This window comes from Pseudomonas sp. Tof1, from assembly GCF_055390395.1.
Window position 1 is genome coordinate 5626360 of record NZ_AP024344.1, and the last position, 24295, is coordinate 5650654.

Here is a 24295-nt window from a genome sequence, read left to right on the forward strand (position 1 = left end):
TTGCCATTGCAGGAGCAGACTTACCCTGTGGGAAGCTGACTTGCCATCGCAGGAGCAGATTTGCTCCTACAGCGGGAGGCGCCGTGAGGGAGCGGACCGGTACGCTCCGGACAAAAGAAAACCCCGGCCAGGAAACTGGCCGGGGTTTTCTGTTACAGCCTGATCGCAGGGATCAGTGGGAAACGCGGCTGGTACCACCGACGGTGGAGATACGCACGCGCTCGCCGACACGGAAGATCTCGTTCGGCGCAACTTCCTGCACGTAGGCACGCAGGCTGCCGTCATCTTCACGTACGGTGATTTCCACGCCCTGGGTCTTGGTCAGGCCCTTTTCAGCCATGTTGCCCAGAACGCCACCGGCCACCGCACCGATCACCGCGGTGACGATACTGCCGCGGCCGCCACCGATGGCGCTGCCGCCAACACCACCGACGATCGCACCGGCACCGGCACCGATTGGCGAGTTGGTGCCTTCGATCTGGACCGGACGCAGGGATTCGATGGTACCCAGGCGGATGGTCTGTACGCGACGGGCCTCATCACGGGAATAGGTATCGCCGGTCAGGCTGTTGGTGCAGCCACCGAGCAGCATGGCCATTGTGGAGAAGGAAGCAATCAGCAGAACAGACTTACGCATGGGAGGCAGCTCCAAAAGGACATTGTTCAATTAAACTCCGCGGCTTGACCTCTGTCACGACAGCCTGCGGATAAAATGGCTTTCATTCAGCGCCAGTACAGACTCGGCGCACATCAGAAACGGGCACAGGGTAGCGCGCTTTCAAAACGCCCGCCCCGCCTGCCACAAGGACCGTCATGGATTACTTCATCATCGCCATCACCACTGCCGCCGGTTTGTATTTCCACGGGTGGCTGTATGTGAAAACCAGACGTTGGATGGATCGTGACCTCGCATTATCTCTTGCGGGAGACAACGAGGCACGAAAAAAGTTCATGCTGCAGCGTCTCGAGGATGCCAGGAAGCAGAAGGTCAAGCGGCGGGATCTGCAGCGTTGGCTGGAAGCCGCCGCTGCAGAGTTTCCGGGTTAGGGAGCCAGGCGCGAACGCGTCCAGCCATTGCCCGCCAGGCGATAGTCGAGGCGGTCATGCAGGCGGCTGGCACGGCCCTGCCAGAACTCGATGCGTTCCGGCAGCAGGCGATAACCGCCCCAGTGCTCCGGACAATGCGGCTGGGTATCGCTGAACCGGGCCTGGGTGGCCTGAAGCAGGCCTTCCAGTTCCGCACGGTCGGCGATCACCCGGCTTTGCGGTGACGCCCAGGCCCCCAGGCGGCTACCCAGCGGGCGCACCTGGAAGTAGGCATCCGATTCCTCTGGCGAGACCTTGACCACCCGCCCCTCGATCCGCACCTGGCGCTCCAGGGTCGGCCAGAAGAACGTCATGGCCGCGAACGGCCGCGCCGCCAGGTGCCGGCCCTTGTCGCTCTCGTAGTTGGTGAAGAAGGTAAAACCTTGTTCGTCCAGGCCCTTGAGCAACAGGATGCGGCAATGTGGCCGACCGTCCTCGTCGACGGTCGCCAGGGTCATGGCGTTGGCCTCCACCGGTGCCTGTTCGGTCTTCACCGCCTCGGCGAACCACTGGTGGAACAGCGCGAACGGCTCGGCCGGGGCCTGGGCCTCGGTGAGGCCATCGCGGGTGTAGTCGCGGCGCATATCGGCCAGGGCTTGGGTCATGGCGCTTTCCTTTTCAATCCAGGATCGGTCGGTCGCGAATCAGTTCTTGGCCGAGCTGTCGGCTGCCGCGTCTTTCTTCGCCACAGTCGCCTTGGCTGGCGCAGCTTTCTTGGCCGGAGCCTTTTTCGCCGGAGCCTTGGCCGGAGCTTTCTTGGCCGCGGCGGCCTTGCCCTTGGCGGCTGAAGCCGGTTTCTTGGCTGCCGGAGCCGCTGCCGCAGGCTTGACGTCCTGGGCGGCGACCATGGTCGCCGGCACTGGAGCCGGAGCCGGGATGCTGTACTTGCTCAGCAAGGCCACCATAGTGTTCTGCGGAGTCAGGATGATTTCCATGCGACGGTTCAGCGCACGCCCTTCATTGCTGTCGTTGGCCGCACGTGGCATCACCGAACCCATGCCGCGCAGGATCAGGCGATCACGCTGCAGGCCGCTGAGGCGGAAGATCGCCGCGATGGACTGGGCACGTTGCTGGCTCAGGGACTGGGCAGCTTCGGTACCCAGGACGTTGTCACCATGGCCCAACACCAGTACTGCGGTTTGCGGGTCGGACTCGACTGCCTTGGCAACCTTGGAGAACGGGCCAAGGGTGATGGGCAGCAGCATTTCCGGACGCTTGGGATTGTAGAAACCGTCGATCGGGGCCACCACCACCAGCACGTTCTCGCGGCGTTCCAGCTTCAGCGAAGTGTCCTGGATAGCGGCGCGCAGACGCGGCTCATGGTCGTCGAGCCAGGCCTGGGTGATTTTCGGATCAGGCATCGGCACGGCCTTGACCGGCGGCTGGTCGGCATCCTTGGCCTTGTTCGAGCCGCCAAACGGCCACCACCAGTGGGTTTCCGCAGGAGGCGTCGGGTTGGTCGCGGCAGCGACGGCAGTCGCCAGGGGCACCGGCTTCTCGTCAGCCTTGGCAGCGGCAGGTGCTGCGGCCTTGGCGTCCTTGGCCGCCGCGGGAGCGGGCGCGCCGGTCGAAGCCTGGGCAGCGTCCTTCTCGGCCACCTTGTCCGAAGAACCGAACGACCACCAGTGGCCGCCATCTGCATCTTGTGGAGTTTGTGCGCAACCGGTGATGGTCAGGCAAAGGGCCAGGGCGAGGGACTTGTTAGATGACATTGGAGATCCACAAAATGAAGTAGTAGTTACAAGGGCCCTAGGGCCGTATAAACAGACGTTTCGAAAGCAGAAAAGCCACAGGGTTCCGACCTGGGGCTTTGCGCACGCATTCTACAGACAGCCGGCCAGAATCCGTACCAGCTTCTGGGCCCGCGGGTCCATCAGAACGTACGGGCCCAGGGTGTTGGTGACGAAACCGAAGGCGACATCATGCTCCGGATCGGCAAAGCCGACCGAGCCTCCTGCCCCCGGATGTCCGAAAGCCCTGGCACCGAGGCCGAACGTGGCGTTGGCGACATCCGGCTGGTCCAGCATGCAGCCCAGGCCGAAACGGGTCTGGGTCAGCAGGGTCCGGTCCATGCCCAGGCTGTGTTCGCGCGTCAATTCGTCGAGCATTTCGCCTTCCAGCAGGCTGCCATCGAGCAGGCCGCTGTAGAAGCCGGCCAGGCTGCGCGCATTGCCGTGTCCATTGGCTGCCGGCTGCTGCATGCGCCGCCATTCCGGTTTGTTGGTGCTGGTCATGATAGACGGCGGATTGGTGAATGCACGAGTGGTCATCGCCGTCGGCTCGCGCATGGTCACCTGCAGCAGCCGCTGGGCCGCCGCATCACCGACATTGCCCTTGCCCCGGGCGATGTGCGCCACCCGGTGGAATTCCTCATCCGGCAGGCCGACATGGAAATCCAGCCCCAACGGACGCGCGATCCGCGCGGCGATGGACTCGCCCGGCCCGCGGCCGTCAGCCCGGCGCAACAGCTCGCCGATCAGCCAGCCATAGGTGATCGCCGCATAGCCGTGGCCGTCACCGGGCGTCCACCAGGGCGCCTCGGCGGCCAGCGCATCGACCATCACCTGCCAGTCGTAGAGGGCTTCCGGTGCCAGCAGCTCGCGCAGGGCCGGCAGGCCGGCCTGATGGCAAAGCAGCTGGCGCAAGGTGATGTGCTCTTTCCCGGCGGCGGCGAACTCGGGCCAGTAACGGGCAACCGGCACGTCCAGCTGCAACTTGCCCTCGGCCACCAGTTGCAACGCAGCGACGGCGGTAAAGGTCTTGGTGCAGGAGAACAGGTTGGCAATGGTGTCACTGTGCCAAGCCTCGGCACCGTCCTTGTCGGCAGTGCCGGCCCAGAGATCGACCACGGTTTCCCCGCCGATCTGGATGCAGAGCGCGGCACCGCGCTCCTGGGGATCGTCGAAGAGGGCCGCGAACGCCTCGCGAACCGCCTCGAATTGAAGCTCGAAATGACCCTGAATCTGCACCCTTGAATTCCCCCGGGCAAACGCCTGACAAAGTGCGTGCATTGTTCCAGCGATTGTCGGGTTTGGGAACAGACAGGGGTCGAACGGTTCTCACACCCGCCCTGTAGGAAAAGACGCCACTGAGTCGGCCCAGGGCGTCTTATCGATCAGTGGCCGTTGCCCGAGTGTCCGCCGGCATGCCCGGCGGCACCCGAGCCGGCGCTGCCGGAGCGACCCTTGCCGCCACTGTCGTCGTGGTCGATGCCCTTGGCCGCCTTCTGCTGGGCGTCGACCTTGGCTTTCTCCGCGGCCTTGCCCAGCAGCTCGATGGCCTGCAGGTTGCTCTTGCGCACGCTCTCGACGAAGCCCTGGAACGGCACGTCGGTGATACCCACCAACCCGAAGTGACCGTTTTCACCATCGAGCAGGCGACCGGTCACCGGCTGATCGAGATACTGGAACCAGTGCACACCGACGATCGACGGCTCGCTCACCGCCTGCCTGATGAAGTTGGCGTAGGCCGGACCACGATCCTCTTCCTTCGCCACCTCGGTCACGCCGCCCCAGAACGGGCCACGATCACGCGAGCCGAAGTTGAATTCGGTGATCAGCACCGGCTTGTCCAGCGCCTTCAACTGGTCGAAGTCGTAGCCGTCGCGGGGTTGCAGGGTATAGAAGTTGAAGCTCAGCACATCGCAGTACTGGGCACAGGAGGCCACCGCCTCCGGTGTACTGACGGCAAAGCGTCCGCCCAGCAGCAGGTGATTGGGGGCGTGCCACTTCAGCGAATCGGAGATGGTCTTGAAGTAGGTATCGGCAAAGACCTTCTGGAAATACTTGAGGTCAGCCTCGATTTCCGGGTGCTCCGGGTTCGGCAGCGGCGCCTCGAAGCCCGGGTCCTCCATCTGCTCCCAGGTCGGGATATCCACACCCCAGGCCTTCGACAGCCCCTGCTGGTTGCGATACTTGTCGCGCAACTGCTTGAGGAACGCACGTTTGGCGGCCACGTCGGTGGTCAGGCGCAAGGTGCCATAGGCCAGCGCATAGCGGGATTTCGGATCGTCGCCGGGACCGGCCCAGGCCAGCTCGTTGTCGGCGAAATAGCCCACCAGCCACGGGTCGTCGCGATGATCGCGGGCAGCGATGGCGACTGCACGCTCGGTCGCCATGGCAAAGCGCGGGTCGAACGGGTCGGGCATACCGCCCCACCAGTCGTTGCCGGTGCTGATGCTGGCGTAGTCACCGACGATCGATAGCGGCAGGGTGTAAGGCACGCGATCGTTCAGGCCCAGGGCCGGATCGCTCCAGTTGCCGATGGTGTTGAAACCCCAGGCCTGCAGTCGGTCCAGAGTGTGCGTCTGCCAGCGTTTGGCATCGAAACCTTCGGCGCACGGCGGCTCCGGCTCACCCTCCTTGGGCTGGACGCAAGGCTTGCCATAGGTACGTTGCAGGTTGGCACCATAGAAGTCGAACCAGCGTCCACGGTTGAATCCACGTCCGGCGTTGGAGGCCAGGGCGACGCTGTTATCGCCCTGGCCGTAGTAGGCGGCCAGGGGCTCGCCGTCCCTGGGCAGGTCACCGAACATCCATTCACGCCCCTCGACATAGGTCTGCTGGTCGCTGGCGCTGACCGTATTGACCCCGAGGGAATAGAACGGATGGCCTTCCGGCGTCACCAGATACCAGCGCCCGTCATGCTTCTCGGTACGGAAAAAGCCCGTGGCGTCGAAGCCCGGGCCCTTGGTCCAGCCACCGAACTTGTCCAGGCCGTTGCGTTCACGCTCGGCCAGCCAGCCCTTGAGCTGTTGACCCTCGCGGTTGGCCGCACTCCTGAGTTGCTCATCGGACGTGACCTTCTCCGGCCACCTGGCGCGGTTCGACTGGCCGTAGCCATCGACCAGCGAGCTGTAGGCGGCCTTGATCACATCATCGCCGTTCTGCACGCCAAAGCGCTCCAGCAGGATGTTCTGCGCCACTTTCGGCTTGTCCATCGACAAGGTCACCGACACCACCTGCTTGCGGTCCAGCTCACCCACGCTGCTGGCCAGCAACACCCGCTGGCCATCCACGCTCAGGGGCATCGGTGGGCCGGCGCGCATGCCCTGGCTCAGCGGCGAAAAGGCCTGCAACGGCACCAGCAGGGTCTGTGCCGGGCCGGCCGGCAGGTCGACGCGACTGGTGAGGGTCTTGCCGTCGTTGCTCTGGATCGTCACGTTGAGCGTCAGCGCCCAGTCCATCGCACTCTGGATGCGCAGGCTCATCACCCCGGACTGCGACCAGTCCCACGCACCGCTCTGGGGCGTCAGACGCAGACTCGGTTGCGCCGTCGGGGTGAAGGTGACGCGACGCAGCACCTCGCCCTCAGCTGTCTGTTCGGCGTTGGATTGCGGCAGATCCGTACCATTGGTCACCACCTGCACCACATCGGCGGGGCGAACGAAGTTGAACAGGGTCTGCTGGCCCGCAGGCGCGGCCAGCAATGGCGCGGCGAACAGCAGAGCAAAAACGGTGGGCAGCGTACGGCGAATCATTTGAATCCAGTTCTCCCTATCGGCCAGTCAACGGCCTGCGTGGCGCCGGGCTCTGCACGAAAGCGGCTGGGCAGTTTCGTGCGGCCCTCGAAAGCGCCCTCCATAGACAACGAAATAGGCGATTTAACCTACGTCACATCAAGATATTTCACGCCGGAATGGTGGCAAGGCATTGAGGATAGCCTTCCCGTAGCGCTGAGTGACCAGGCGCCGGTCGAGCAAGGTGATGGTCCCCCGGTCCGCCTCGGTGCGCAGCAGCCGGCCACAGGCCTGCACCAGCTTGAGCGAGGCGTCCGGCACGGCGATCTCCATGAACGGATTGCCGCCACGGGCCTCGATCCACTCGGCCAGCGCCGCCTCGACCGGATCGTCCGGTACGGCGAACGGAATCTTGGCGATCACCACGTGTTCGCAATAGGCACCGGGCAGGTCGACCCCCTCGGCGAAGCTCGCCAGGCCGAACAGCACGCTGGAATCGCCAGCGTCGACCCGCGCCTTGTGCTTGTTGAGGGTTTCCTGCTTGGACAGGTTGCCCTGGATGAACACCTGGCGGCGCCAGTCGCGATCCAGGCCGTCGAACACGTCCTGCATCTGCTTGCGCGAGGAAAACAGCACCAGCGAACCGCGGGAGCCTTCGACCAGTTCCGGCAGGTCGCGGATGATCGCCGCGGTATGGGCGGCGGCATCACGGGGGTCGGCCTTGAGATCCGGCACCCGCAGCACGCCGGCATCGGCATGATGGAACGGGCTCGGTACCACTGCCGTCACCGCGGTCTTCGGCAGGCCTGCACGCATGCGGAAACGATCGAAGGTGCCCAGGGCGGTCAGGGTCGCCGAGGTCACCAGGGCGCCGTAGGCCACGTTCCACAGGTTACGGCGCAGCATGTCCGCAGCCAGGATCGGGCTGGCATTGACCTCGATGTCGAACAGCGCACCGCTTTCGGCCAGGGTCAGCCAACGCGCCATCGGCGGATTGTCCTCGGGGTCCTCGGTGGTGAACGCGGTCCACAGTTCCCAGTTGCCCTGGGCGCGGGACAGCAGGCTGCCGAACAGCGGATACCATTCCTCGGCCTGGCTGCTGGTGATGCCGATGCTGACCTCGCCGTCCATGCCTTCCTTGAGCAGGTCGGTCAGGCGGGTGAACAGGTCGTTGAGACGGGCGAAGCCCTTCTTCAGCTCGATGCCGATTTCCCGAAGGTGCTCGGGGATCACCCCACCGACAAAGCGATGGCGCGGCCGTTCGCGGCCCTCCATGTCCTCGCCGCTGCGGAAGTCGGCCAACTGCTCGCAGGCGCTGAACATGAACTGCTGCTGGGTCTTGATCTCCCGCGCCAGCTCCGGGACCTGTTCGATCCACTTGCCCAGGTCACCCGGCAGCGGGTGCTGGGCCAGCAGCTTGGTCAGGTTCTTGGCAGTCTGTTCCAGCCAGTCGGCGGTCGAACGCAGGCGGGTGTAGTGGGCGAAATGGCCGATGGCCTTGTCCGGCAGGTGATGGCCTTCGTCGAACACGTACAGGGTGTCACGCGGGTCCGGCAGCACCGCGCCGCCGCCAAGGGCAAGGTCGGCCAGCACCATGTCGTGGTTGGTGACGATCACGTCGACCTTGCCCATGCCCTCGCGGGCCTTGTAGAAGGCGCACTGGCCGAAGTTCGGGCAGTGGCGGGTGGTGCACTGGCTGTGGTCGGTGGTCAGCCGCGCCCAGTCGGCGTCCTCCAGGGCGGTGGGCCAGCTGTCGCGGTCGCCGTCCCATTTGTTGCCGGCCAGTTTCTCGATCATGCTGGTGAACAGCTTCTGACTGGCCTCATCGACCTCGATCTTGAAGCCTTCCTCCTCGAACAACTGGGCCGTGGCGGTTTGCGCATGGCCCTCCTGCAGCAGCATGTCGAGCTTGGACAGGCACATGTAGCGCCCACGGCCCTTGGCCAGGGCGAAGCTGAAATTCAGCCCGCTGCTGCGCATCAGGTCCGGCAGGTCCTTGTAGACGATCTGTTCCTGCAGCGCGACGGTCGCGGTGGCGATCACCAGGCGCTTGCCGGCGGCCTTGGCGGTGGGGATCGCGGCCAGGCTGTAGGCGACGGTCTTGCCGGTACCGGTGCCGGCCTCGACCGCCACCACCGCCGGCTCGCCGTCGCGACGGCCTTCGGCGTCGGTGTCGATATCGCCGAGAACCTTCGCCACTTCGGCGATCATCAGCCGCTGGCCATAACGCGGCTTGAGGCTCTTGGCTTCGAGGAAACGCGAGTAGGCGCCCTGGATCGTGGTTTTGAGTTCGGTGCTGATCATGATTCTTCGGGCGCGAAAAACGCTGGATAAATTTTCAGTGGTTCGAATGGCCGCTATCATACCCCGCTAATTCATCCCGCGCCGAACGGAGTGCCCGAATGACCGTTTTTGCTCTCGCCTACACCTTGCATCTGCTGGCGGCCCTGATCTGGGTCGGCGGCATGTTCTTCGCCTGGATGGTCCTGCGCCCGGCGGCCATGGCCGCACTGGAGGGGCCGGCCCGCCTGAAATTGTGGGTCCAGGTGTTTCAGCGGTTCTTCGTCTGGGTCTGGATCGCGGTGGCGGTTCTGCCGATCAGCGGGGTGGGCCTGCTGCAACTGCGCTTCAGCGGGTTCGAGACGGCGCCACGTTACGTGCAGATCATGATGGGGCTATACATCGTGATGTTGGCACTGTTTCTTCGTATCCAGTCGTTGCAGTTGCCGGAACTGCGCAAGGCGGTCGAAGCCGGGCAATGGGCCGAGGGAGCGGCGGTACTGGGAAGGATTCGGCGGCTGGTGGGCGTCAATCTGCTGATCGGCCTGGCGCTGGTGGCGATCGTCGCGGCGCGGCCGATGTTCTAGACGGGCTTGCAGGGGCGCCCGACCGGCGCCCCTCAGGCGTCCTAAAGCCGCTGGATGGTGACACTGCCCGCCTCGCCCTGGGGCCCTGGCTGCCCAGCCAGGCCAGGTCGGCCAGGCTTGCCAGCCGCCGTGTCATAAATGAAGCAGCCCTTGGACTTGCCACCCACCCCCGGGCGTCCCGCCGCTCCCGCCGGGCCACCGGCTCCGCCATCGACCTGAACCTTGATCTGTTCGGCCGGGTAGTCTCGCGGCAACTGCAGGTGGACCTGCGCCCCCGGCGCACCCTGGCGGCCATCTCCGCCATTGTCACCGTCCGAGCCGCGTCCGGCACTGCCCCAGGTGCAGCCCGGCTCCGCGCCGTTGGCCCCATCGAGCCCGACATAACCCGGAACGCCGGTCCCGCCACGGGCATCCACCGACAACAGCGGCCCTTTCAGCGCGTCGATCCGTACATTCAGGTTCCGCCCAGGCAAGGGCGCCTTCTGATAGGTACCCGGAGCACCGCGAGCGGTAATCTGGCTGCCACTGTCGAGTTCGGCGCGTACGGCCTTGAGCTCGAAAGCCTGCTCACTGGGCACGATGGCGATACGCGCCTCGCGTCCGAGGTGCAACTCACCCACTTCCAGACGGGTGATGCCCGCAGGAACCAGCAGGGTGCCGTTGTCGGCCACCTCCAGGCGTTCCAAGTGCAGGGAACTGGTATTGCCCGGCAGACGCAACACGGAATGGGACTCGACGCTGACGACCTGGGCGAACGCCAGGGGACTGCACAGCGCTGCCAGCAGACACAGACTACGCATGGCTTGCCTCCTCACGGGATGGCAGTGGCAGAACCTGCACGTGGAACATGCCGAATATCAGGATCTGCGCCCGATCACGCCAGGGATGGGCACGCTCGCGCAGGCTGCCGTCGAACAGCGCCACTTCCAGCAAATGAGTCAACAACAGCAGGCTCCCGGCCAGATTCACCAACAGGCGGAACGGACTGATCAGCGGGTTCACCAGGTTGACCAGCACCACCAGCCAGAACAGCAGCGTCAGGACTTTCCCCAACCCCCAAAGCACCTTCATACGCCCCTCTCGTGAATTTATTCTTTGGGCGCACAGTAACGGCTTGCACAGGCAATTTGCCAGTGGCCTGGAGAAATTATTCTCCAACGGTAGCTTTGCCCGCCGGTTCGACGAAATTCATCGATTCAGAGCGGCCTATCCACTAGTCTTTACAGTCCTGATTGAGGATTTTCGATGACCGAGAGCATTTCTTCCCGCACGCCCCAGCAAGCCCTGGCCGCACTCCTGGACCGCTATGCCCCGCAGACCCTGCTGCTGGTAGGCGCGAGCAGCTTTCCGGCGCTCGAGGCCTTCCAGGCGGCGCACCCGCAGACCCAGGTCGCCTTCGCCGGGCCGGGTGCCCTGCCGGCGGAACTGGCGGCACGACGCTTCGACCTGGCCCTGGTGCTCGACTGCCTCGAACACCTGCCCAAACGTGCCGGCCGGGAACTGCTCGGCGGTATCCGCAACCTCAATGCCAGCCGCATGGCGGTGCTGGTGGACATGCCGGCCGCCGACTGGCAGGACAGCGACTTCTTCGCCCTGGCCCTGCAGAGCAGCGAGCGCTTCCAGCGCGACCAGCAGGTACTGACCCTGTTCACCTACGACCTGCGCGAATACAAACAGGTCCCGGACTGGCTCAACGCCAAGTTCTGGGCCAACCCGGAAAACTTCGGCAAATACTGGTGGTGACTCCCGTGAGCGTATCCATTTGCCCCTGCGGCAGCGGCAACCTGCTGGACACCTGCTGCGGCCATTATCACGCCGGTCATCCGGCGCCCTGCGCCGAAGCGCTGATGCGCTCGCGCTACAGCGCCTACGTGCTGGGACTGGTCGATTACCTGGTGGCGACCACCCTGCCGATCCAGCAGGGCGGCCTGGACCGCCAGTCCATCGCCGAGTGGAGCGCGCAAAGCACCTGGCTGGGCCTGGAGGTGGAAGGTTCGGAGGTGTTCGGCGGCCAGCCCGAGCACGCCTTCGTGACCTTTACCGCCCGCTGGCATGACAACGGCGGCGAACACAGCCATCGCGAGCGCTCCGCCTTCGTACAGAATGCCGGACGCTGGTACTTCATCGACCCGACCGTGGCGCTCAAGGCCGGGCGCAACGACGCCTGCCCCTGCGGCAGCGGGCAGAAATACAAGAAGTGCTGTTCGAGCTACCTGGCCGGCTGAGGCCGCTCAACACAGTTTCAGGCGGGAGGTGTCCGGCACCGCAGGTGCGGCGGGTGCCGGGATCTGGCCCATGTCGCTGCCCACCGGCGCCACGCTGAACGCCGACAGGTCGAACACCGGCGCAGCCGGCACGGGCCTCGGGTCCTGCATATCGCTGCCGACCTCGGCCAGCGCATAGTCCGGTGCATCGACCTCACTGAACGCAGCCATGTAGGCATCACGTGGCACCACCCGGGCACGGCCGGCCGGCTCGGGCACAGCGCCCGGCTCGACCGCATCCACCTGCATCGCCTGTACCTCGACCCGCGCCCCGGCCCGCTCGATGGTCGAACGGTACTTTTCGGCAGCCGCCGCATCGAGGTTGTTCTTCAATACCAGCCGGCGCCCGGAGAACAGCCGTTCGATGCGCTGGGCATCGGCCTGGAACAAGCGCGCCAGGTTGCTGCGCACCTGCTCGGCGGGGGCACCGGGAAGCAGCTCGCCACTGAAGACAATCTCGTAAAGGCTCATGACCCTGCTCCTGTCCACCGGCTCGATCCGTTGCCGGCCGGTCTTGAGTATGGACCAGGAAGTTTTACCGCCACAACCGGCGGGTAGCCGGCTAGACTGGGCTTCGAGAGGAGGAAGCCATGCACCCAAGGACACTCGCTGCGTTCGCCCTGCTGGCCGCCCTGGCGCTGTCCGGCTGCACCTCCTGGCTCGATGCCGGGCCGCGGGACCCCGAGCTGAGCGTGGTCCGGGTGGAACTGGTCAAGGCCACGCTGCTGCAACAGAAGTTCAAGCTGCACTTTCGCCTCGACAACCCCAATGACAACACCCTGACCGTGCGTGCCCTGCATTATCGGATCTATCTGGACCAGTGGCTGCTGGCCGAAGGCGACTACGACCGCTGGATGACCGTGGAGCCCAACAGCCGGGCGTTTTTCGTGGTGCCGGTGCGAACCAACCTCTGGCAGTACATGAAACCGCTGGCCAAGCGCCTGGAAAAACTCGGCACGCCAATCCCCTATCGATTGGAAGGCACCCTGGAAACCGGATTATTCATCGGCTATGACGTGCACCTGGAGCACAAAGGCGAGATAATTCCCGGCGATCTTATTTCGGAGTAATTCCAGCATGACCCAGCAACCTCACGTCCATGGCCCTGATTGCAACCACGATCATGATCACGCGCACCACGATCACGGCCACGTTCACGGCCCGCACTGCAACCACGCGCACCAGGAGCCGGTCCGCAACGCCCTGAAGGACGTGGGCCGCAATGACCCGTGCCCATGCGGTAACGGCAAGAAATTCAAGAAGTGCCACGGCGCCTGAGACCCCGGGCATCGCTGTTGTGGGTGGCGGCCGGGCGGCATACCGCTGGCTGGCGATAGCATCCTCGCGAACGCTGCATCAAGGCGCGCAATGGCCGCCTTTGGCGGATAGCCAGCAGGCCGGCCCCACAGGTGATGCAGCTCGCCCCTCAGGCACGGATCAGTGCCACGGCCAAGCGGTTTGCACCTAGTCATCGCGCCGCTCGAACGCCAGCGTGACCTCCAGCCCGCCGCCCTCGCGATTGCGCAAGATCATCCGGCCACCATGGGCCGCCGCGATGGTATGGGCGATACTCAGCCCCAGGCCATAGCCGCCAGTTTTCGCATTGCGCGAGCCCTCGACCCGATAGAAAGGCTCCACCACCTGCTCCAGCAGCGCCTCGGGAACACCCGGGCCGCGATCACTGATGACGATCCGCAGTTGTTGCGACTCGTCCTCGATCCGCACCACCACCTCGCGACCATACCGCACCGCATTCTCCAGCAGGTTCTGCACGCAGCGCTTGAGGCTGCGGGCATAGCCGGGCAAGGGCCGTTGCGCCCAGCCCTCGACACGAATCGGCTCGCCGATATCTTCCAGGTCGGCCTGCAGGCTGCGCAGCAGAGCATTGATATCGATGTTCTGGCGTTCCTCGTTCACTTCCCCGCTGCTGACGAAGTCCAGGGTGCTGGAAACCATGTGTTCCATGTCCTCCAGGTCCGTGCGAAAGCGCTCCTTGACCTGGTTGTCCTCAAGCAGTTCGGTGCGCAGGCGCAGCCGGGTGATCGGCGAGCGCAGGTCATGGGAAATCGCCGCGAGGAAGCGGGTGCGCTCGGCGATGCTGGCGATCAGTTGCTGTTGCATGACGTTGAAGGCCTGGGCCGCGCGTCGCACCTCGGTCGGCCCGTCCAGTGGCAGCGGCGGTCGGCGGATGTCCCGGCCCAGCGCCTCGGCGGCCTTGGCCAGGGCGTTCAGCGGACGGATCGCCAGGCGCACCGCCAGCAGCGCAATGATCACCACCACGACGATCCGCAGCAGATAGATGCGCATCACGTAGTCGAACAGCAGGTCCAGCGGCGAAGTGCTGGTCCAGCCCTGTTCCTCCCTGGCTTCCACCAGCAGCCAGCGGCCATCCGGCAGGCGCAGGTCGATCAGGAAGCGGCCGATCGCCGGACGGGCACCGAACAGCGTGGACAGGCCGGCGATCTGCCCCTGCTGATCCACCACCGACAGTTGCAGCAGACGCAGGGTCTGCGAGTAACCGGTCTTCTCCGACAGCACCTTGTTCAGCAGCCGCTCGGTATCCAGGTCCTTTTCGCTCAGGCGGCTGGGGATACCACTGGCCTGCTCGCTCAAGGTCAGGTGGAAGTTCGGCGAGTCGATCAGCTCGATCAGGCTGTCCGCACGCTGCGGATCAAGATGCGATAGACGGACGATATTGGCCAGCCGGGTGGCGATCAGGCGGGTGGGAATCTCCAGCACCTGGCTGTGGCGCACGTCGTACCAGATGCTGCTGGTGAGGATCTGCGCCGCCAGCATGCCGGTCACCAGGATCAGCACCAGTCGACCGAACAGCGAACCCGGCCACCATCTCACGACTGGGGTTCCACATCGGTGGCGGTCAGCATGTAACCCTCGTTGCGCACCGTCTTGATCAGGCTCGGCTCCAGTTGCTGACGCAGGCGGCTGATGCACACGTCGATCGAACGGTCGAACGGCGTGCTGTCTTTTTCAAACACGTGGTTGAGCAGAAAATCCCGGCTCAACGGCCGGTTGGGATGCTGCAACAGCAGGCGCAGCACACGGAAATCGGTATTGCCCAGGCTGATCACCAGTCCCTGCGGAGACAGCAGTTGGCGGGCCCGGGTATCCAGTTGCCAGCCGGCGAAGCGAATGGTCGGCACATCGTCGATCCGCGCCCGCTCGGGAAAGCTCTGGGCCCTGCGCAACACCACCTTTATCCGCACCAGCAGCTCCCGGGGGTCGAACGGCTTGGGCAGGTAATCGTCGGCACCCAGTTCAAGGCCGAGGATCCGGTCCACCAGAGTGCCACGGGCGGTCAGCATGATCACCGGGATGTTGGAGGTCACCCGCAGTTCGCGGCACAGGCTCAGCCCATCCTCCCCCGGCAGCATCAGGTCGAGGACGATCAGGTCGATGACATTCAACTCCAGGCGCCGGCGCATCTCCTTGCCATCGCAGGCGGTAGAGGTCTGATAGCCGGCGTTGGTCAGGTACTCGGACAGCAACTGACGGATTTCCGGATCGTCATCGACGATCAACAGGTGATCTGGCTTGCTCATGAGGAAAGGTAGTATCCGAAAAAAGCTACGAGATAGCCGAAAGTTCTCGGCCTGTAGAAATGAAATGTAATGGAATGTGTTGAGAAGCGTTTGTATGCGGTTCCAATACAAAGAGCGCCCCGTCCGCCGAGGCGGGCTCTTTAGACTACCGAATCTAAATAAGATTGATTTTAATTTAGCACAGGTTGTCCCGCATGCCATCGTCGCCCCAACCCTCCGCCTCCCGTCTGCAACCCCTGTCCCTGCCCGGCACCCTGGCACCGGTGTTCGGTCTGGTGGCCATGGGCGCGCTGCACCCCGCCATGGCCCGGGAGACGGAAACCCCTGGCGTCCTGACCCTGCCGGACCTGAAGGTCGAGGGCGAGTACAATTCGCCGTTCAAGGTTGACCGCGCCAGCTCGGCCAAGCTCAGCCAGCCGCTGCTCGACACCCCGCAAAGCGTCACCGTGGTGCCGCAGCAGGTGCTCAAGGAGCAGAACGCCCAGACCCTGCAGGAAGTGCTGCGCAACGTACCCGGCATCACCTTCATGTCCGGCGAAGGCAACCTCGGCTGGGGCGACCTGTTCTCGATCCGCGGCTTCTCTTCGGAACAGAGCTTGACCGTCGACGGTGTACGCGATGCCGGCATGTCGACCCGTACCGACACCTTCAACCTGCAGCAGGCCGAAGTGTTCAAGGGCACCGGCGCCATCGAGTCGGGCATCGCGGCGGTCGGCGGCAGCGTCAACCTGGTCAGCAAGGAAGCCCACCTGGGCGACAGGAACAAGCTCTCGGTCGGCGTCGGCAGCGACAACTACCGCCGCCTCACTGCAGACCTCAACCATGAGTTGAACGACACCACCGCCGTGCGTATCAACCTGATGCGCCACTACAACCAGGTGGCCGAGCGCGACGATGTCGACTACGACCGCTGGGGCCTGGCCACGTCCCTGGGGATGGGCCTGGGCACGCCGACCCGGGTGCTCGTCGATCTGTTCTACCAGAAAGACGACAACACCCCGGACGGCGGCCTGCCGATCCAGCGCGGCACCCATGGCGACACCATGCCGGGAGTGAAACGCTCCAACTGGTACGGCGACTCCAGCCTCTATACCCAGCAGACCGAAACCCTGTCGCTGACCGCGCGCCTGGAGCATGATTTCGACAACGACGCCAAACTGAAGAACCAGATCCGCTGGGAACGCACCGACAACTTCGCGGTACTGTCGCCGGCGCGTTTCTTCGCCGCCAGCGCCAACGGCCAGAAAACCTGCACCGGTACCCGCTGCGCGACCCTGGGCTACACCGGCGTCGGGACGGTCGGCCAGGTACCCGGCTCGACGGTCAATGCCTACCCCGGCCATGTCGCCAATGGCGATACCGCCTACGGCATCCTGCGCGGCTCCGACTTCGGCCAGTCCAAGCGCTACACTATTCTCGACAACCAGACCGACTTCAGCTTCGGCTTCAACACCGGCAGCGTGTCCCACGCGGTGGTCAGCGGCCTTGAGCTGTACCACGAGACCTACGGTGGCCTGAAGCGCAACGCCGAAGTACCCGCCGGCGACATGTTCTTCGACATGGCCGATCCGCAGCACGACTTCGCCAGCACCTGGGTGACCAAGGGCGAAGGCGAACCACGCTCGATCATCGACAACGCCGGCCTCTACATCGGCGACACGGTGACCCTGAACGATCAGTGGCAGGTGCTCGGCTCGCTGCGCTACGACCACTGGCGCGCCCAGACCACACAGCGTGGCCAGGCCGATATCGACAGCAGCGACGGCGCCGTGAGCGGACGCGCCGGCGTGGTCTACAAGCCACTGCCCAACGGCAGCCTCTATGCCTCCTACAGCGAGGCGGCGGAACCATCGGCAATCGGCGCCTCGACCAACAACCAGATCTACGGCGCCTCGAGCACCACCCAGTACTCGCCGGCCAAGTCCAGGACCTACGAAATCGGTACCAAGTGGGACCTGCTCCACGACCAGGTGAACCTGACGGCCGCGCTGTTCCGCACCGAGCTGGAAAACTCCTGGGAATACCAGAGCGGCGAAACCGCACCGGTGCGGGCCCTGCCGGCCAAGCGCGTCGACGGCGTCGAACTCGGCCTGCAGGGCAACATCACCCCGCAATGGACCGTGTACAGCGGCTTCTCCGCCCTCAAGAGCGTACAGACCAAGGGTGCCAACAAAGGCGCCGAGGCCAAGAACGTTCCGGACCTGACCGCCAACCTGTGGACCACCTACCAGGTCACCGAGGACCTGAGCCTGAGCTACGGCGCCAACTACGTCGGCCGTCGGCGCTACAGCGACAACAAGTATGTCGGTGGCCTGAACAACAACAGCAGCTATGCCACCGGGCCGGCCGGGGTCTACGCGGTCTACGTGAAGGACGACGAAAAGGCACCGGGCTACTGGCTGCACAACCTGGCGGCGCAATACCGGATCAACTCGCAAACCCGGGTCAACCTGAACCTCAACAACGTGTTCAACACGTTCTACTACAGCCAGATCGGTGCCTCGCTGGACGGCTTCCAGCTGTACGGCATCCCCGGTGCCGGCCGCACGTTGACGGCGAGCGTCGACTATGAATTCTGAGGTCTCTACCCGCCGTTGTTCGACCGCTGAAGACAGCCTGCCGCCAGGCATGGATATGGCGATCCGGCGCCTGGGTGCGCAACACGCCGATGAACTGCCGCTGCGACAACCGAGCGGCGCTTACCACACCCCGTTGCGGCGCTGGAGTGACGTCTGATGCGCCGCCTGCCCCTGGAGAAATCGTGATGATCAAACCCCGTGCGCTGTTGCGCCTGAGTGCCCTGTTCACCGTTCTGCTGCTTGGCCCCGCGACGGCGGCCTCGGCCCATGAAGTCACCGACGTGCTGGGCCGCAAGGTGGATGTACCGGACCACGTCCAGCGCGTGGTGCTCGGTGAGGGCCGGCTGATTTCCGCCTTCGCCCTGCTCGACCGCGAGGCGCCGTTCCAGCGTATCGTCGGCTGGCAGAACGACCTGCGCCTGCTCGACCCGCACACCTATGCGGCCTATGCCGCCAGGTTCCCGAAGGTCAAGGACATCCCGTTGATCGGCCAGGCCTCGGAGCAGAGCGTCAGCGCCGAGGAAATCCTCAGCCTCAAGCCCGACCTGGCAGTGTTCAGCATCTCCGGCCACGGCCCGACCGAACACAGCCCGGTCGCCGATGTGCTGGCCAAGGCCGGTGTCGCAGTGCTGTTCGTCGACTTCCGGATCAACCCGATCAAGGGCACCCACGCCAGCCTCGACGCCCTCGGCCAGGCCCTCGGTCGCCAGGCGCAAGCCAAGGCCTACCTGGACTTCTACGACCAGCACCTGAAAGCCATCACCGACCAGGTCGGCAACCTGCCGGACAGCCAGCGGCCTAAAGTTTTCCTCGAACTGCTGGCCGGTGCCTGGCAGGCGCCGGGGCATACCACCGGCAAAAGCGGCATGGGTGAAGTAATCCGTACCGTCGGCGGCCTGAACATCGCCGAAGGCGTGGTGCCGGGTGCGCTCGGCGACATCAGCGTCGAGTACGCGCTCAAGGCCGATCCGGACCTGTATGTCGCCACTGGCAACCACAAGCCGGGCCTGGTCCTCGGTGCCGAGGTCGGCCAGAACGAAGCCCGCGCGGCCTTCGACACGGTGCTGGCGCGGCCCGAGTTCAAGAACCTGCGGGCGATCCGCACTGGCAATGCCCACGGCCTGTGGCATGACTTCTACAACTCGCCGTACAACCTGCTGGCGATCGAAGCTCTGGCCAAGTGGATTCACCCGGAGCTGTTCGCCCGGCTGAACCCGCAGGACACCCTGGATGCGATGAACAAACAGTTCCTCGACACCCCGCTCAAGGGTGCGTACTGGATCGACGCGCAAGCCAAGTAACCGCCTTGACCCCTGAGGAAAAGGGCCTCCCGGCCCCACACCGCCCTGGAGGAGCGGGTTTGCCCGCGAAGCTTTTGAAGGCCTCACTGGCCGCTTCGCGAGCAAGCCCGCTCCTACAAGGCGGTGAGACGATGCCTGGGCCCAACTGATCGTGATGACCACATCCCTGAACGCTTCGCCCCTGGACCTGGCCACGGCCAGCCAGGGTTATCGCCGTCTGCTGTTGCGCCGCCTGTGGTTATTGGTGCTACTGGGCGGCGCCCTGCTGTGCACGATGCTCGTCGACCTGGCCAGCGGTCCTTCCGGCATGGGCCTGGCCGCGCTGCTCGACGGCCTGCTGCACCCCGACCACCTGAGCCTGACCGACCAGGTGATCGTCTGGAACGTGCGCCTGCCCTACACCCTGATGGCCGTGCTGGTCGGCTGCGCACTGTCGCTGGCCGGGGCGGAAATGCAGGCGATCCTCAACAATCCGCTGGCCAGTCCGTTCACCCTCGGCGTGTCGTCGGCGGCAGCCCTGGGCGCCTCGCTGGTGATCGTGTTTCCGGTGACCACCGCCTGGCTGTCGAACAACACGGCGATCTCCCTCTCGGCCTTCGTCTTCGCCGCCGCCTCGGTGTTCCTGCTGCAGGCCATGTCGCGGCTGCGCGGCGCCGGGGTGGAGAGCCTGGTGCTGTTCGGCATCGCCCTGGTCTTCAGTTGCAACGCGGTGGTGGCGCTGCTGCAACTGGTCGCCACCGAGGACGTATTGCAACAGCTGATCTTCTGGACCCTGGGCAGCGTGACCCGGGCCAACTGGGACAAGCTGGGTATCCTGGCGCTGGTGATCGCCCTGGTCATGCCCTTCTCCTTCGCCGCCGCCCCGCGCCTGACCCTGCTGCGCATGGGCGAGGACCGTGCGATGAGCTTCGGTGTCGATGTGAAACGCCTGCGCTTCGCCTCGCTGCTGCGCATCAGCCTGCTGTCGGCGACGGCGGTGGCCTTTGTCGGCACCATCGGCTTCATCGGCCTGGTCGGCCCGCACATCGCCCGCATCCTGGTCGGCGAGGACCAGCGTTTCCTGCTGCCGGCCAGCGCCCTGGTCGGCGCCCTGCTGCTGTCGCTGTCGTCGATCGCCAGCAAGCTGATCATGCCCGGTGTGGTGGTGCCGGTGGGGATCGTCACCGCCCTGGTCGGCGTGCCGATCTTCGTCGTGCTGGTATTCAAGCGTGGGAGGCAACCATGAGCGAGCAAACACAAGGCCTGACGGTCGAACATGCGGTGATCGGCTACGGCCGCCGCCAGGTGGTCCGCGGCCTTAGCCTGCCGGCTTTGCAGCCGGGCACGCTGACCGCACTGATCGGCCCCAACGGGGCCGGCAAGTCGACCCTGCTGCGCGGCATCGCCGGCCTGGAAAGCATGAGCGGCGCGGTGCGCCTGAACGGCGAGGACCTGGCACGCCTGTCGGTGGCGGAACGCGCCCGGCGGGTCACCTACATGCCGCAGAACCTGCCACCGGGCCTGAGCCTGAGCGTGATGGAAAGCGTGGTCGCGGCCTTGCGCGTCGGCCGGCTGTCGCACCAGCAATGCCTGGATGAAGCCTTCGACGCCTTGCGGCGCATCGGTATCACCCATCTGGCCGACCAGTGGCTGAGCAGCCTGTCCGGGGGCCAGCGGCAACTGGTCAGCCTGGCGCAACTGATCGCCCGCCGGCCGCAGGTGATGCTGCTGGACGAGCCCACCAGTGCCCTGGACCTCAACTACCAGTTGAAGGTGATGGCCTGCGTGCAGTCGCTGGTGCGTGAACACCGCTTGATCGCCGTGGTGGTGCTGCACGACATCAACCTCGCCGCGCGGTATGCCGACAACCTCGCGGTCCTGCGCCAGGGGCAACTGTTCGCCAGCGGCGAGCCGCAGGCGATCCTCGATGCGCGCCTGTTCGCCGAGGTCTATGGCGTCGAGGCACGGATCGAGCGCTGCTCGCGACAGACCCTGCAGATACTGGTGGATGAGGCAATGGGCTGATCCCTCCTGCCGGGGCCTAGCGCTCCATCACCTCGGCCGCCGACACCACCGTCGCGTACTCGCCATGCAGGTTGCCCAGGGACATGGCATGCACCTCCTGGGCAGTGCGCATCTGGCCGAAAAAATCCGCCTTGTCGAAGGTGTAGCACGCATCCTCGACCACCCGGGTGGCGAAGCCAAGATTGCCCGCCGTACGTGCCGTCGCTTCCACCGAGTTGTGGGTCGCCACGCCGACGATCACAAGCTCACGGATTCCCGCAGCCTGCAAACGGGCTTGCAGCCCGGTGGCGCAAAAGGCATCCGGTACATCCTTCTGGATCAACCACTCCCCCGGCCACGGCCGAAACCGCTCCTGGAACTCGACGCCCGACTGACCGGGCCAGAACACCGATTCCGACGAACGGGAAAGATGCTGCACATGCACCACCGGCCAGCCCCGCTCGCGCCAGTGCTGCAGCAGTTCGGCGATCCGCTCCTCGGCTGCGGGATTGTTGCGTGGCCCGAGCCGCGGCTCAAGGATACCCTGCTGCTGGTCAATCACGATCAATGCCGCCCTGTCCATCGTCTTGTTCACTCCCCTTGCGCCAGGAACCGCCAGGATCGCACAAAACTGCAAAATAACCGCAGCCCCCGTCTTGCGCGGCCTGGTCCCGCTCACTAACGTAGCGCCTTTACTGACGCTACCCCCGCAGGAGCCTTGCCATGGCCTCGCCAGCCTACCCTCTCTTCTTCAAAAAATGTGGCGTCGCCGCCGCCGTGGCGGGCCTGCTCGGCCTGGCCGGCTGCCAATCCTGGAACGCCCGGGACAGCCTGCCGCCGACCTCCGGCGTGCAGCCGATCAAGGGCCTGGCACAGAACGTTTCGGTGCGCCGCAACAGCCTGGGCATGCCGCTGATCGAAAGCAGCAGCTTCCATGACGCCCTGTTCACCCTGGGTTATGTCCACGCCAGCGACCGTATCACCCAGATGGTCACCCTGCGCCTGCTGGCCCAGGGCCGCCTGGCCGAGATGAACGGCGCCCAGGCCCTGGATACCGACCGGTTCATGCGCGCGGTCAACCTGAAGAAAAGCGCCGGCGAGCTGTACAACGCCGCCTCGCCACGCCTCAAGCGTTTCTTCGAGGTCTACGCGCGGGGCGTCAACGCCTACCTGTTCCGCTACCGCGACAAGCTGCCGCCGGATCTGGCCAGCGCCGGCTACCTGCCCGAATACTGGAAGCCGGAAGATTCCGCACTGATTTTCTGCCTGCTGAGCTTCCAGCTGTCGGCCAACCTGCCGGAAGAGATCTCCTCGCTGGTCATCGCCCAGAAAGTCGGAATCGACAAACTCGCCTGGCTGACCCCGACCGCTCCCGACGAACCGCTGCCACAGGCCGAGGCGGACAAGCTCAAGGGCGTGGCCCTGAGCCAGATCGCCGGGCTGGCTGCGGTCGACAAGGCTTCGGCGCAAGTCAGCGCGCTGAACGGTTTCGGCGCCGGCACCTCGACCAACTGGGCCATCGCCCCGCAGCGCAGCCGCAGCGGCAAGAGCCTGCTGGCCGCCGATCTGCAGCAACCGACCAACGCCAGCGCCGCCTGGAACTACGTGCAGATCCGCGCGCCCAAGTACCAGGCCGCCGGCCTCTCGGTCGCCGGCCTGCCGGCCATCCTCAGCGGTTTCAACGGCAAGGTCGCCTGGAGCCTCGCGGCGGTACCGGGCGACAGCCAGGACCTGTTCCTCGAGAAGCTCAAGCGCCAGGGCAACGCCCTGTACTACGAAGCCGACGGCAAATGGCTGCCGGCGCTCGTGCGCAACGAAACCTACTTCATCAAGGGCCAGCGCTCGATCCGCGAGACCGTCTACGAAACCCGCCACGGCCCGCTGCTCAACAGCGCCCTGGGCGATGCACCGCTGGCCGGCGGTTATGGCCTGGCCCTGCAGACCGCGCCGCTCAAGGACGACAGGAGCCTCGACGCGTTCTTCGACCTGTCCCGCGCCCAGAACGCCGAGAAAGCCTCCGACGCCAGCCGGGAAATCCGCGCCATCGCCCTGAACATGATCTTCGCCGACGCCAGCAACATCGGCTGGCAGGTCACCGGCCGCTACCCGAACCGCCGCGAAGGCGAAGGCCTGTTGCCGTCGCCGGGCTGGGACAGCCGCTTCGACTGGGACGGTTATGCCGACGCGATGCTCCACCCCTACGACCAGACCCCGCCGCAAGGCTGGCTCGGCACCGCCAACCAGCGCACGGCGGCCAAAGGCTACGGCATGCAGTTGTCCAACTCCTGGTACTACCCGGAGCGTGGCGAACGCCTGGCGCAACTGGCCAGCGCCGGCAAGCAGGACAGCCGCAGCACCATCGCCATGCAGTACGACCAGAGCACCACCTTCGCCGACAAGCTGAAGCGGATGTTCGAGGCTCCGGGCATGGCCCAGCCCCTCAAGCAGGCCATCGACGCCCTGCCCGAGGCCGAACGCGCCAAGGCGCGGGAAGCCCTCAGCCGGCTGATGGCGTTCGATGGCAGGCTCAGCCCGGTTTCGGCCGACGCCGCGCTGTACGAGCTGTTCCTGCAGGAAAGCATGAAGCAGATCTTCCTCGACAAGCTCGGCCCGGAGAACGGCCCGGCATGGCAGGCCTTCATCGCCAACGGCCGGCTGTCCTACTCGGCCCAGGCCGATCACCTGCTGGGGCGCGAGGACAGCCCGTTCTGGGATGACAGCCGCACCCCGCAGAAGGAAGACAAGCCGGCGATCCTCGCCCGTAGCCTGGCGGCGGCGATCAGCGCCGGCGACAGCCAGTTGGGCGGCGACCGCAAGGCCTGGCAATGGGGCAAGCTGCACCGTCTCGAATGGAAGAACGCCAGCGGCCAGAGCCTGCGTGGCCCGGTTCAGGTCGGTGGCGATCACACCACCCTGAACACCACGGCCTACCTGTGGGGCGGTAGCGACTTCGAGACCATCCTGGCGCCGGCCGTGCGGATGATCGTCGACTTCGGCCAGCTCGAACCGATGACCGGCCAGCAGAGCCCGGGCCAGTCCGGCAACCCGGCCAGCCCGTACTACGCCAATGGCCTCGATGCCTGGCTGAAGGCCCAGTACGTCAGTTTCCCGATGCAGCCGCAGAACCTCGACAAGGCCTACGGCAGCAGTCGCCTGACCCTGACACCGGGCAAGTAGCGTCAGCCCTTCGCGGATGA

General features: G+C 65.2%; 24 protein-coding genes. 12 read left to right on the forward strand and 12 right to left on the reverse strand.

Going from position 1 to position 24295, the window contains the following annotated elements; genetic code table 11:
- Window positions 1–172 precede the first annotated feature (172 nt).
- Complete coding sequence (locus ACZ5KU_RS25290; RefSeq protein ID WP_010450521.1) at window positions 173–637, reverse strand: outer membrane lipoprotein; 465 nt, start codon at window positions 635–637, stop codon at window positions 173–175.
- Between the two features lie 176 nt (window positions 638–813).
- Between ACZ5KU_RS25290 and ACZ5KU_RS25295 the strand changes: the two genes are divergently transcribed.
- Window positions 814–1047 carry a hypothetical protein gene (locus ACZ5KU_RS25295; protein WP_054056641.1) on the forward strand — a complete coding sequence of 78 codons (234 nt, stop codon included), beginning with the start codon at window positions 814–816 and terminating at the stop codon, window positions 1045–1047.
- Here the strand turns inward: ACZ5KU_RS25295 and pdxH are convergent.
- The 5 genes from pdxH to dinG form a co-directional block, all read right to left on the reverse strand.
- Complete coding sequence (gene pdxH, locus ACZ5KU_RS25300; RefSeq protein ID WP_054056640.1) at window positions 1044–1691, reverse strand: pyridoxamine 5'-phosphate oxidase; 648 nt, start codon at window positions 1689–1691, stop codon at window positions 1044–1046. The genes ACZ5KU_RS25295 and pdxH overlap by 4 nt on opposite strands.
- A 39-nt stretch (window positions 1692–1730) precedes the next feature.
- A complete protein-coding gene (locus tag ACZ5KU_RS25305; protein WP_054056639.1) occupies window positions 1731–2798 on the reverse strand; it encodes an OmpA family protein in 1068 nt (355 codons plus the stop codon).
- A 111-nt stretch (window positions 2799–2909) separates the two neighbouring features.
- Window positions 2910–4055, reverse strand: coding sequence for a serine hydrolase domain-containing protein (locus ACZ5KU_RS25310; RefSeq protein WP_054061641.1), 1146 nt, complete (start codon window positions 4053–4055; stop codon window positions 2910–2912).
- Window positions 4056–4201: 146 nt separating this feature from the next.
- Window positions 4202–6565: a beta-galactosidase gene (locus ACZ5KU_RS25315; RefSeq protein ID WP_464736426.1), complete on the reverse strand. Its 2364-nt coding sequence runs from the start codon at window positions 6563–6565 to the stop codon at window positions 4202–4204.
- Window positions 6566–6703: 138 nt separating this feature from the next.
- Entirely contained in the window at window positions 6704–8848 is a 2145-nt protein-coding gene (gene dinG, locus ACZ5KU_RS25320) for an ATP-dependent DNA helicase DinG (protein WP_416770335.1), read from the reverse strand.
- Between the two features lie 98 nt (window positions 8849–8946).
- Here dinG and ACZ5KU_RS25325 point away from each other — a divergent pair, with 98 nt between their 5' ends.
- Window positions 8947–9411, forward strand: a complete 465-nt coding sequence (locus tag ACZ5KU_RS25325) for a CopD family protein (RefSeq protein ID WP_054056635.1) — start codon at window positions 8947–8949, stop codon at window positions 9409–9411.
- 41 nt (window positions 9412–9452) lie between these two features.
- Here ACZ5KU_RS25325 and ACZ5KU_RS25330 read toward each other — a convergent pair whose 3' ends face one another.
- Both ACZ5KU_RS25330 and ACZ5KU_RS25335 read right to left on the reverse strand, forming a co-directional pair.
- Window positions 9453–10211 carry a collagen-like protein gene (locus ACZ5KU_RS25330; protein WP_464736427.1) on the reverse strand — a complete coding sequence of 253 codons (759 nt, stop codon included), beginning with the start codon at window positions 10209–10211 and terminating at the stop codon, window positions 9453–9455.
- Window positions 10204–10482 carry a DUF1145 domain-containing protein gene (locus tag ACZ5KU_RS25335; RefSeq protein WP_054056633.1) on the reverse strand — a complete coding sequence of 93 codons (279 nt, stop codon included), beginning with the start codon at window positions 10480–10482 and terminating at the stop codon, window positions 10204–10206. The genes ACZ5KU_RS25330 and ACZ5KU_RS25335 overlap by 8 nt, the downstream gene beginning before the upstream one ends.
- 174 nt (window positions 10483–10656) lie before the next feature.
- Here ACZ5KU_RS25335 and ACZ5KU_RS25340 point away from each other — a divergent pair, with 174 nt between their 5' ends.
- Both ACZ5KU_RS25340 and ACZ5KU_RS25345 read left to right on the forward strand, forming a co-directional pair.
- On the forward strand, window positions 10657–11154 hold the full coding sequence (locus ACZ5KU_RS25340) for a DUF6231 family protein (RefSeq protein WP_054056632.1): 498 nt from the start codon (window positions 10657–10659) through the stop codon (window positions 11152–11154).
- Between the two features lie 5 nt (window positions 11155–11159).
- Window positions 11160–11636, forward strand: a complete 477-nt coding sequence (locus ACZ5KU_RS25345) for a YchJ family protein (RefSeq protein WP_054056631.1) — start codon at window positions 11160–11162, stop codon at window positions 11634–11636.
- Between the two features lie 6 nt (window positions 11637–11642).
- Here ACZ5KU_RS25345 and ACZ5KU_RS25350 read toward each other — a convergent pair whose 3' ends face one another.
- Window positions 11643–12146 carry a hypothetical protein gene (locus tag ACZ5KU_RS25350; protein ID WP_416770342.1) on the reverse strand — a complete coding sequence of 168 codons (504 nt, stop codon included), beginning with the start codon at window positions 12144–12146 and terminating at the stop codon, window positions 11643–11645.
- Between the two features lie 119 nt (window positions 12147–12265).
- On the opposite strand from ACZ5KU_RS25350, the gene ACZ5KU_RS25355 reads away from it, so the two are divergent.
- A complete protein-coding gene (locus tag ACZ5KU_RS25355) occupies window positions 12266–12745 on the forward strand; it encodes an LEA/WHy family protein (RefSeq protein ID WP_054056629.1) in 480 nt (159 codons plus the stop codon).
- A gap of 7 nt (window positions 12746–12752) precedes the next feature.
- Window positions 12753–12953 (forward strand): SEC-C metal-binding domain-containing protein, encoded by a 201-nt coding sequence (locus tag ACZ5KU_RS25360; RefSeq protein WP_037006349.1) that lies wholly within the window; start codon window positions 12753–12755, stop codon window positions 12951–12953.
- Between the two features lie 186 nt (window positions 12954–13139).
- Here the strand turns inward: ACZ5KU_RS25360 and ACZ5KU_RS25365 are convergent, their stop codons facing one another.
- Together ACZ5KU_RS25365 and ACZ5KU_RS25370 are read right to left on the reverse strand one after the other, a co-directional pair.
- Window positions 13140–14528, reverse strand: coding sequence for an ATP-binding protein (locus ACZ5KU_RS25365; RefSeq protein WP_416770345.1), 1389 nt, complete (start codon window positions 14526–14528; stop codon window positions 13140–13142).
- Complete coding sequence (locus tag ACZ5KU_RS25370; protein WP_054056626.1) at window positions 14525–15235, reverse strand: response regulator; 711 nt, start codon at window positions 15233–15235, stop codon at window positions 14525–14527. The genes ACZ5KU_RS25365 and ACZ5KU_RS25370 overlap by 4 nt, the downstream gene beginning before the upstream one ends.
- Before the next feature lie 194 nt (window positions 15236–15429).
- Here ACZ5KU_RS25370 and ACZ5KU_RS25375 point away from each other — a divergent pair, with 194 nt between their 5' ends.
- The 5 genes from ACZ5KU_RS25375 to ACZ5KU_RS25395 all read left to right on the forward strand — a co-directional run bounded on the left by ACZ5KU_RS25375 (window position 15430) and on the right by ACZ5KU_RS25395 (window position 21119).
- A complete protein-coding gene (locus ACZ5KU_RS25375; protein WP_464736428.1) occupies window positions 15430–17814 on the forward strand; it encodes a TonB-dependent receptor in 2385 nt (794 codons plus the stop codon).
- Window positions 17804–17971 (forward strand): hypothetical protein, encoded by a 168-nt coding sequence (locus tag ACZ5KU_RS25380; RefSeq protein WP_160319816.1) that lies wholly within the window; start codon window positions 17804–17806, stop codon window positions 17969–17971. Before ACZ5KU_RS25375 ends, ACZ5KU_RS25380 begins: the two co-directional genes overlap by 11 nt.
- A 28-nt stretch (window positions 17972–17999) precedes the next feature.
- On the forward strand, window positions 18000–19115 hold the full coding sequence (locus ACZ5KU_RS25385; RefSeq protein WP_273820212.1) for an ABC transporter substrate-binding protein: 1116 nt from the start codon (window positions 18000–18002) through the stop codon (window positions 19113–19115).
- A gap of 154 nt (window positions 19116–19269) precedes the next feature.
- Window positions 19270–20340, forward strand: coding sequence for a FecCD family ABC transporter permease (locus tag ACZ5KU_RS25390; protein ID WP_464736429.1), 1071 nt, complete (start codon window positions 19270–19272; stop codon window positions 20338–20340).
- Entirely contained in the window at window positions 20337–21119 is a 783-nt protein-coding gene (locus ACZ5KU_RS25395) for an ABC transporter ATP-binding protein (RefSeq protein WP_416770352.1), read from the forward strand. The genes ACZ5KU_RS25390 and ACZ5KU_RS25395 overlap by 4 nt, the downstream gene beginning before the upstream one ends.
- Before the next feature lie 16 nt (window positions 21120–21135).
- Here ACZ5KU_RS25395 and ACZ5KU_RS25400 read toward each other — a convergent pair whose 3' ends face one another.
- Window positions 21136–21681, reverse strand: coding sequence for a cysteine hydrolase family protein (locus ACZ5KU_RS25400; protein ID WP_054056621.1), 546 nt, complete (start codon window positions 21679–21681; stop codon window positions 21136–21138).
- A 140-nt stretch (window positions 21682–21821) separates the two neighbouring features.
- Between ACZ5KU_RS25400 and ACZ5KU_RS25405 the strand changes: the two genes are divergently transcribed.
- Entirely contained in the window at window positions 21822–24275 is a 2454-nt protein-coding gene (locus tag ACZ5KU_RS25405; RefSeq protein ID WP_464736430.1) for a penicillin acylase family protein, read from the forward strand.
- Window positions 24276–24295: the final 20 nt, after the last annotated feature.

Coding starts and splice junctions, on each gene's coding strand:
- ACZ5KU_RS25385 (WP_273820212.1), top strand. CDS start 18,000: ATGATCAAACCCCGTGCGCTGTTGCGCCTGAGTGCCCTGTTCACCGTT.
- ACZ5KU_RS25360 (WP_037006349.1), top strand. CDS start 12,753: ATGACCCAGCAACCTCACGTCCATGGCCCTGATTGCAACCACGATCAT.
- pdxH (WP_054056640.1), bottom strand. CDS start 1,691: ATGACCCAAGCCCTGGCCGATATGCGCCGCGACTACACCCGCGATGGC.
- ACZ5KU_RS25370 (WP_054056626.1), bottom strand. CDS start 15,235: ATGAGCAAGCCAGATCACCTGTTGATCGTCGATGACGATCCGGAAATC.
- ACZ5KU_RS25400 (WP_054056621.1), bottom strand. CDS start 21,681: ATGGACAGGGCGGCATTGATCGTGATTGACCAGCAGCAGGGTATCCTT.
- ACZ5KU_RS25350 (WP_416770342.1), bottom strand. CDS start 12,146: ATGAGCCTTTACGAGATTGTCTTCAGTGGCGAGCTGCTTCCCGGTGCC.
- ACZ5KU_RS25330 (WP_464736427.1), bottom strand. CDS start 10,211: ATGCGTAGTCTGTGTCTGCTGGCAGCGCTGTGCAGTCCCCTGGCGTTC.
- ACZ5KU_RS25335 (WP_054056633.1), bottom strand. CDS start 10,482: ATGAAGGTGCTTTGGGGGTTGGGGAAAGTCCTGACGCTGCTGTTCTGG.
- ACZ5KU_RS25380 (WP_160319816.1), top strand. CDS start 17,804: ATGAATTCTGAGGTCTCTACCCGCCGTTGTTCGACCGCTGAAGACAGC.
- dinG (WP_416770335.1), bottom strand. CDS start 8,848: ATGATCAGCACCGAACTCAAAACCACGATCCAGGGCGCCTACTCGCGT.
- ACZ5KU_RS25390 (WP_464736429.1), top strand. CDS start 19,270: ATGACCACATCCCTGAACGCTTCGCCCCTGGACCTGGCCACGGCCAGC.
- ACZ5KU_RS25395 (WP_416770352.1), top strand. CDS start 20,337: ATGAGCGAGCAAACACAAGGCCTGACGGTCGAACATGCGGTGATCGGC.
- ACZ5KU_RS25340 (WP_054056632.1), top strand. CDS start 10,657: ATGACCGAGAGCATTTCTTCCCGCACGCCCCAGCAAGCCCTGGCCGCA.
- ACZ5KU_RS25355 (WP_054056629.1), top strand. CDS start 12,266: ATGCACCCAAGGACACTCGCTGCGTTCGCCCTGCTGGCCGCCCTGGCG.
- ACZ5KU_RS25305 (WP_054056639.1), bottom strand. CDS start 2,798: ATGTCATCTAACAAGTCCCTCGCCCTGGCCCTTTGCCTGACCATCACC.
- ACZ5KU_RS25375 (WP_464736428.1), top strand. CDS start 15,430: ATGCCATCGTCGCCCCAACCCTCCGCCTCCCGTCTGCAACCCCTGTCC.
- ACZ5KU_RS25295 (WP_054056641.1), top strand. CDS start 814: ATGGATTACTTCATCATCGCCATCACCACTGCCGCCGGTTTGTATTTC.
- ACZ5KU_RS25315 (WP_464736426.1), bottom strand. CDS start 6,565: ATGATTCGCCGTACGCTGCCCACCGTTTTTGCTCTGCTGTTCGCCGCG.
- ACZ5KU_RS25405 (WP_464736430.1), top strand. CDS start 21,822: ATGGCCTCGCCAGCCTACCCTCTCTTCTTCAAAAAATGTGGCGTCGCC.
- ACZ5KU_RS25290 (WP_010450521.1), bottom strand. CDS start 637: ATGCGTAAGTCTGTTCTGCTGATTGCTTCCTTCTCCACAATGGCCATG.
- ACZ5KU_RS25325 (WP_054056635.1), top strand. CDS start 8,947: ATGACCGTTTTTGCTCTCGCCTACACCTTGCATCTGCTGGCGGCCCTG.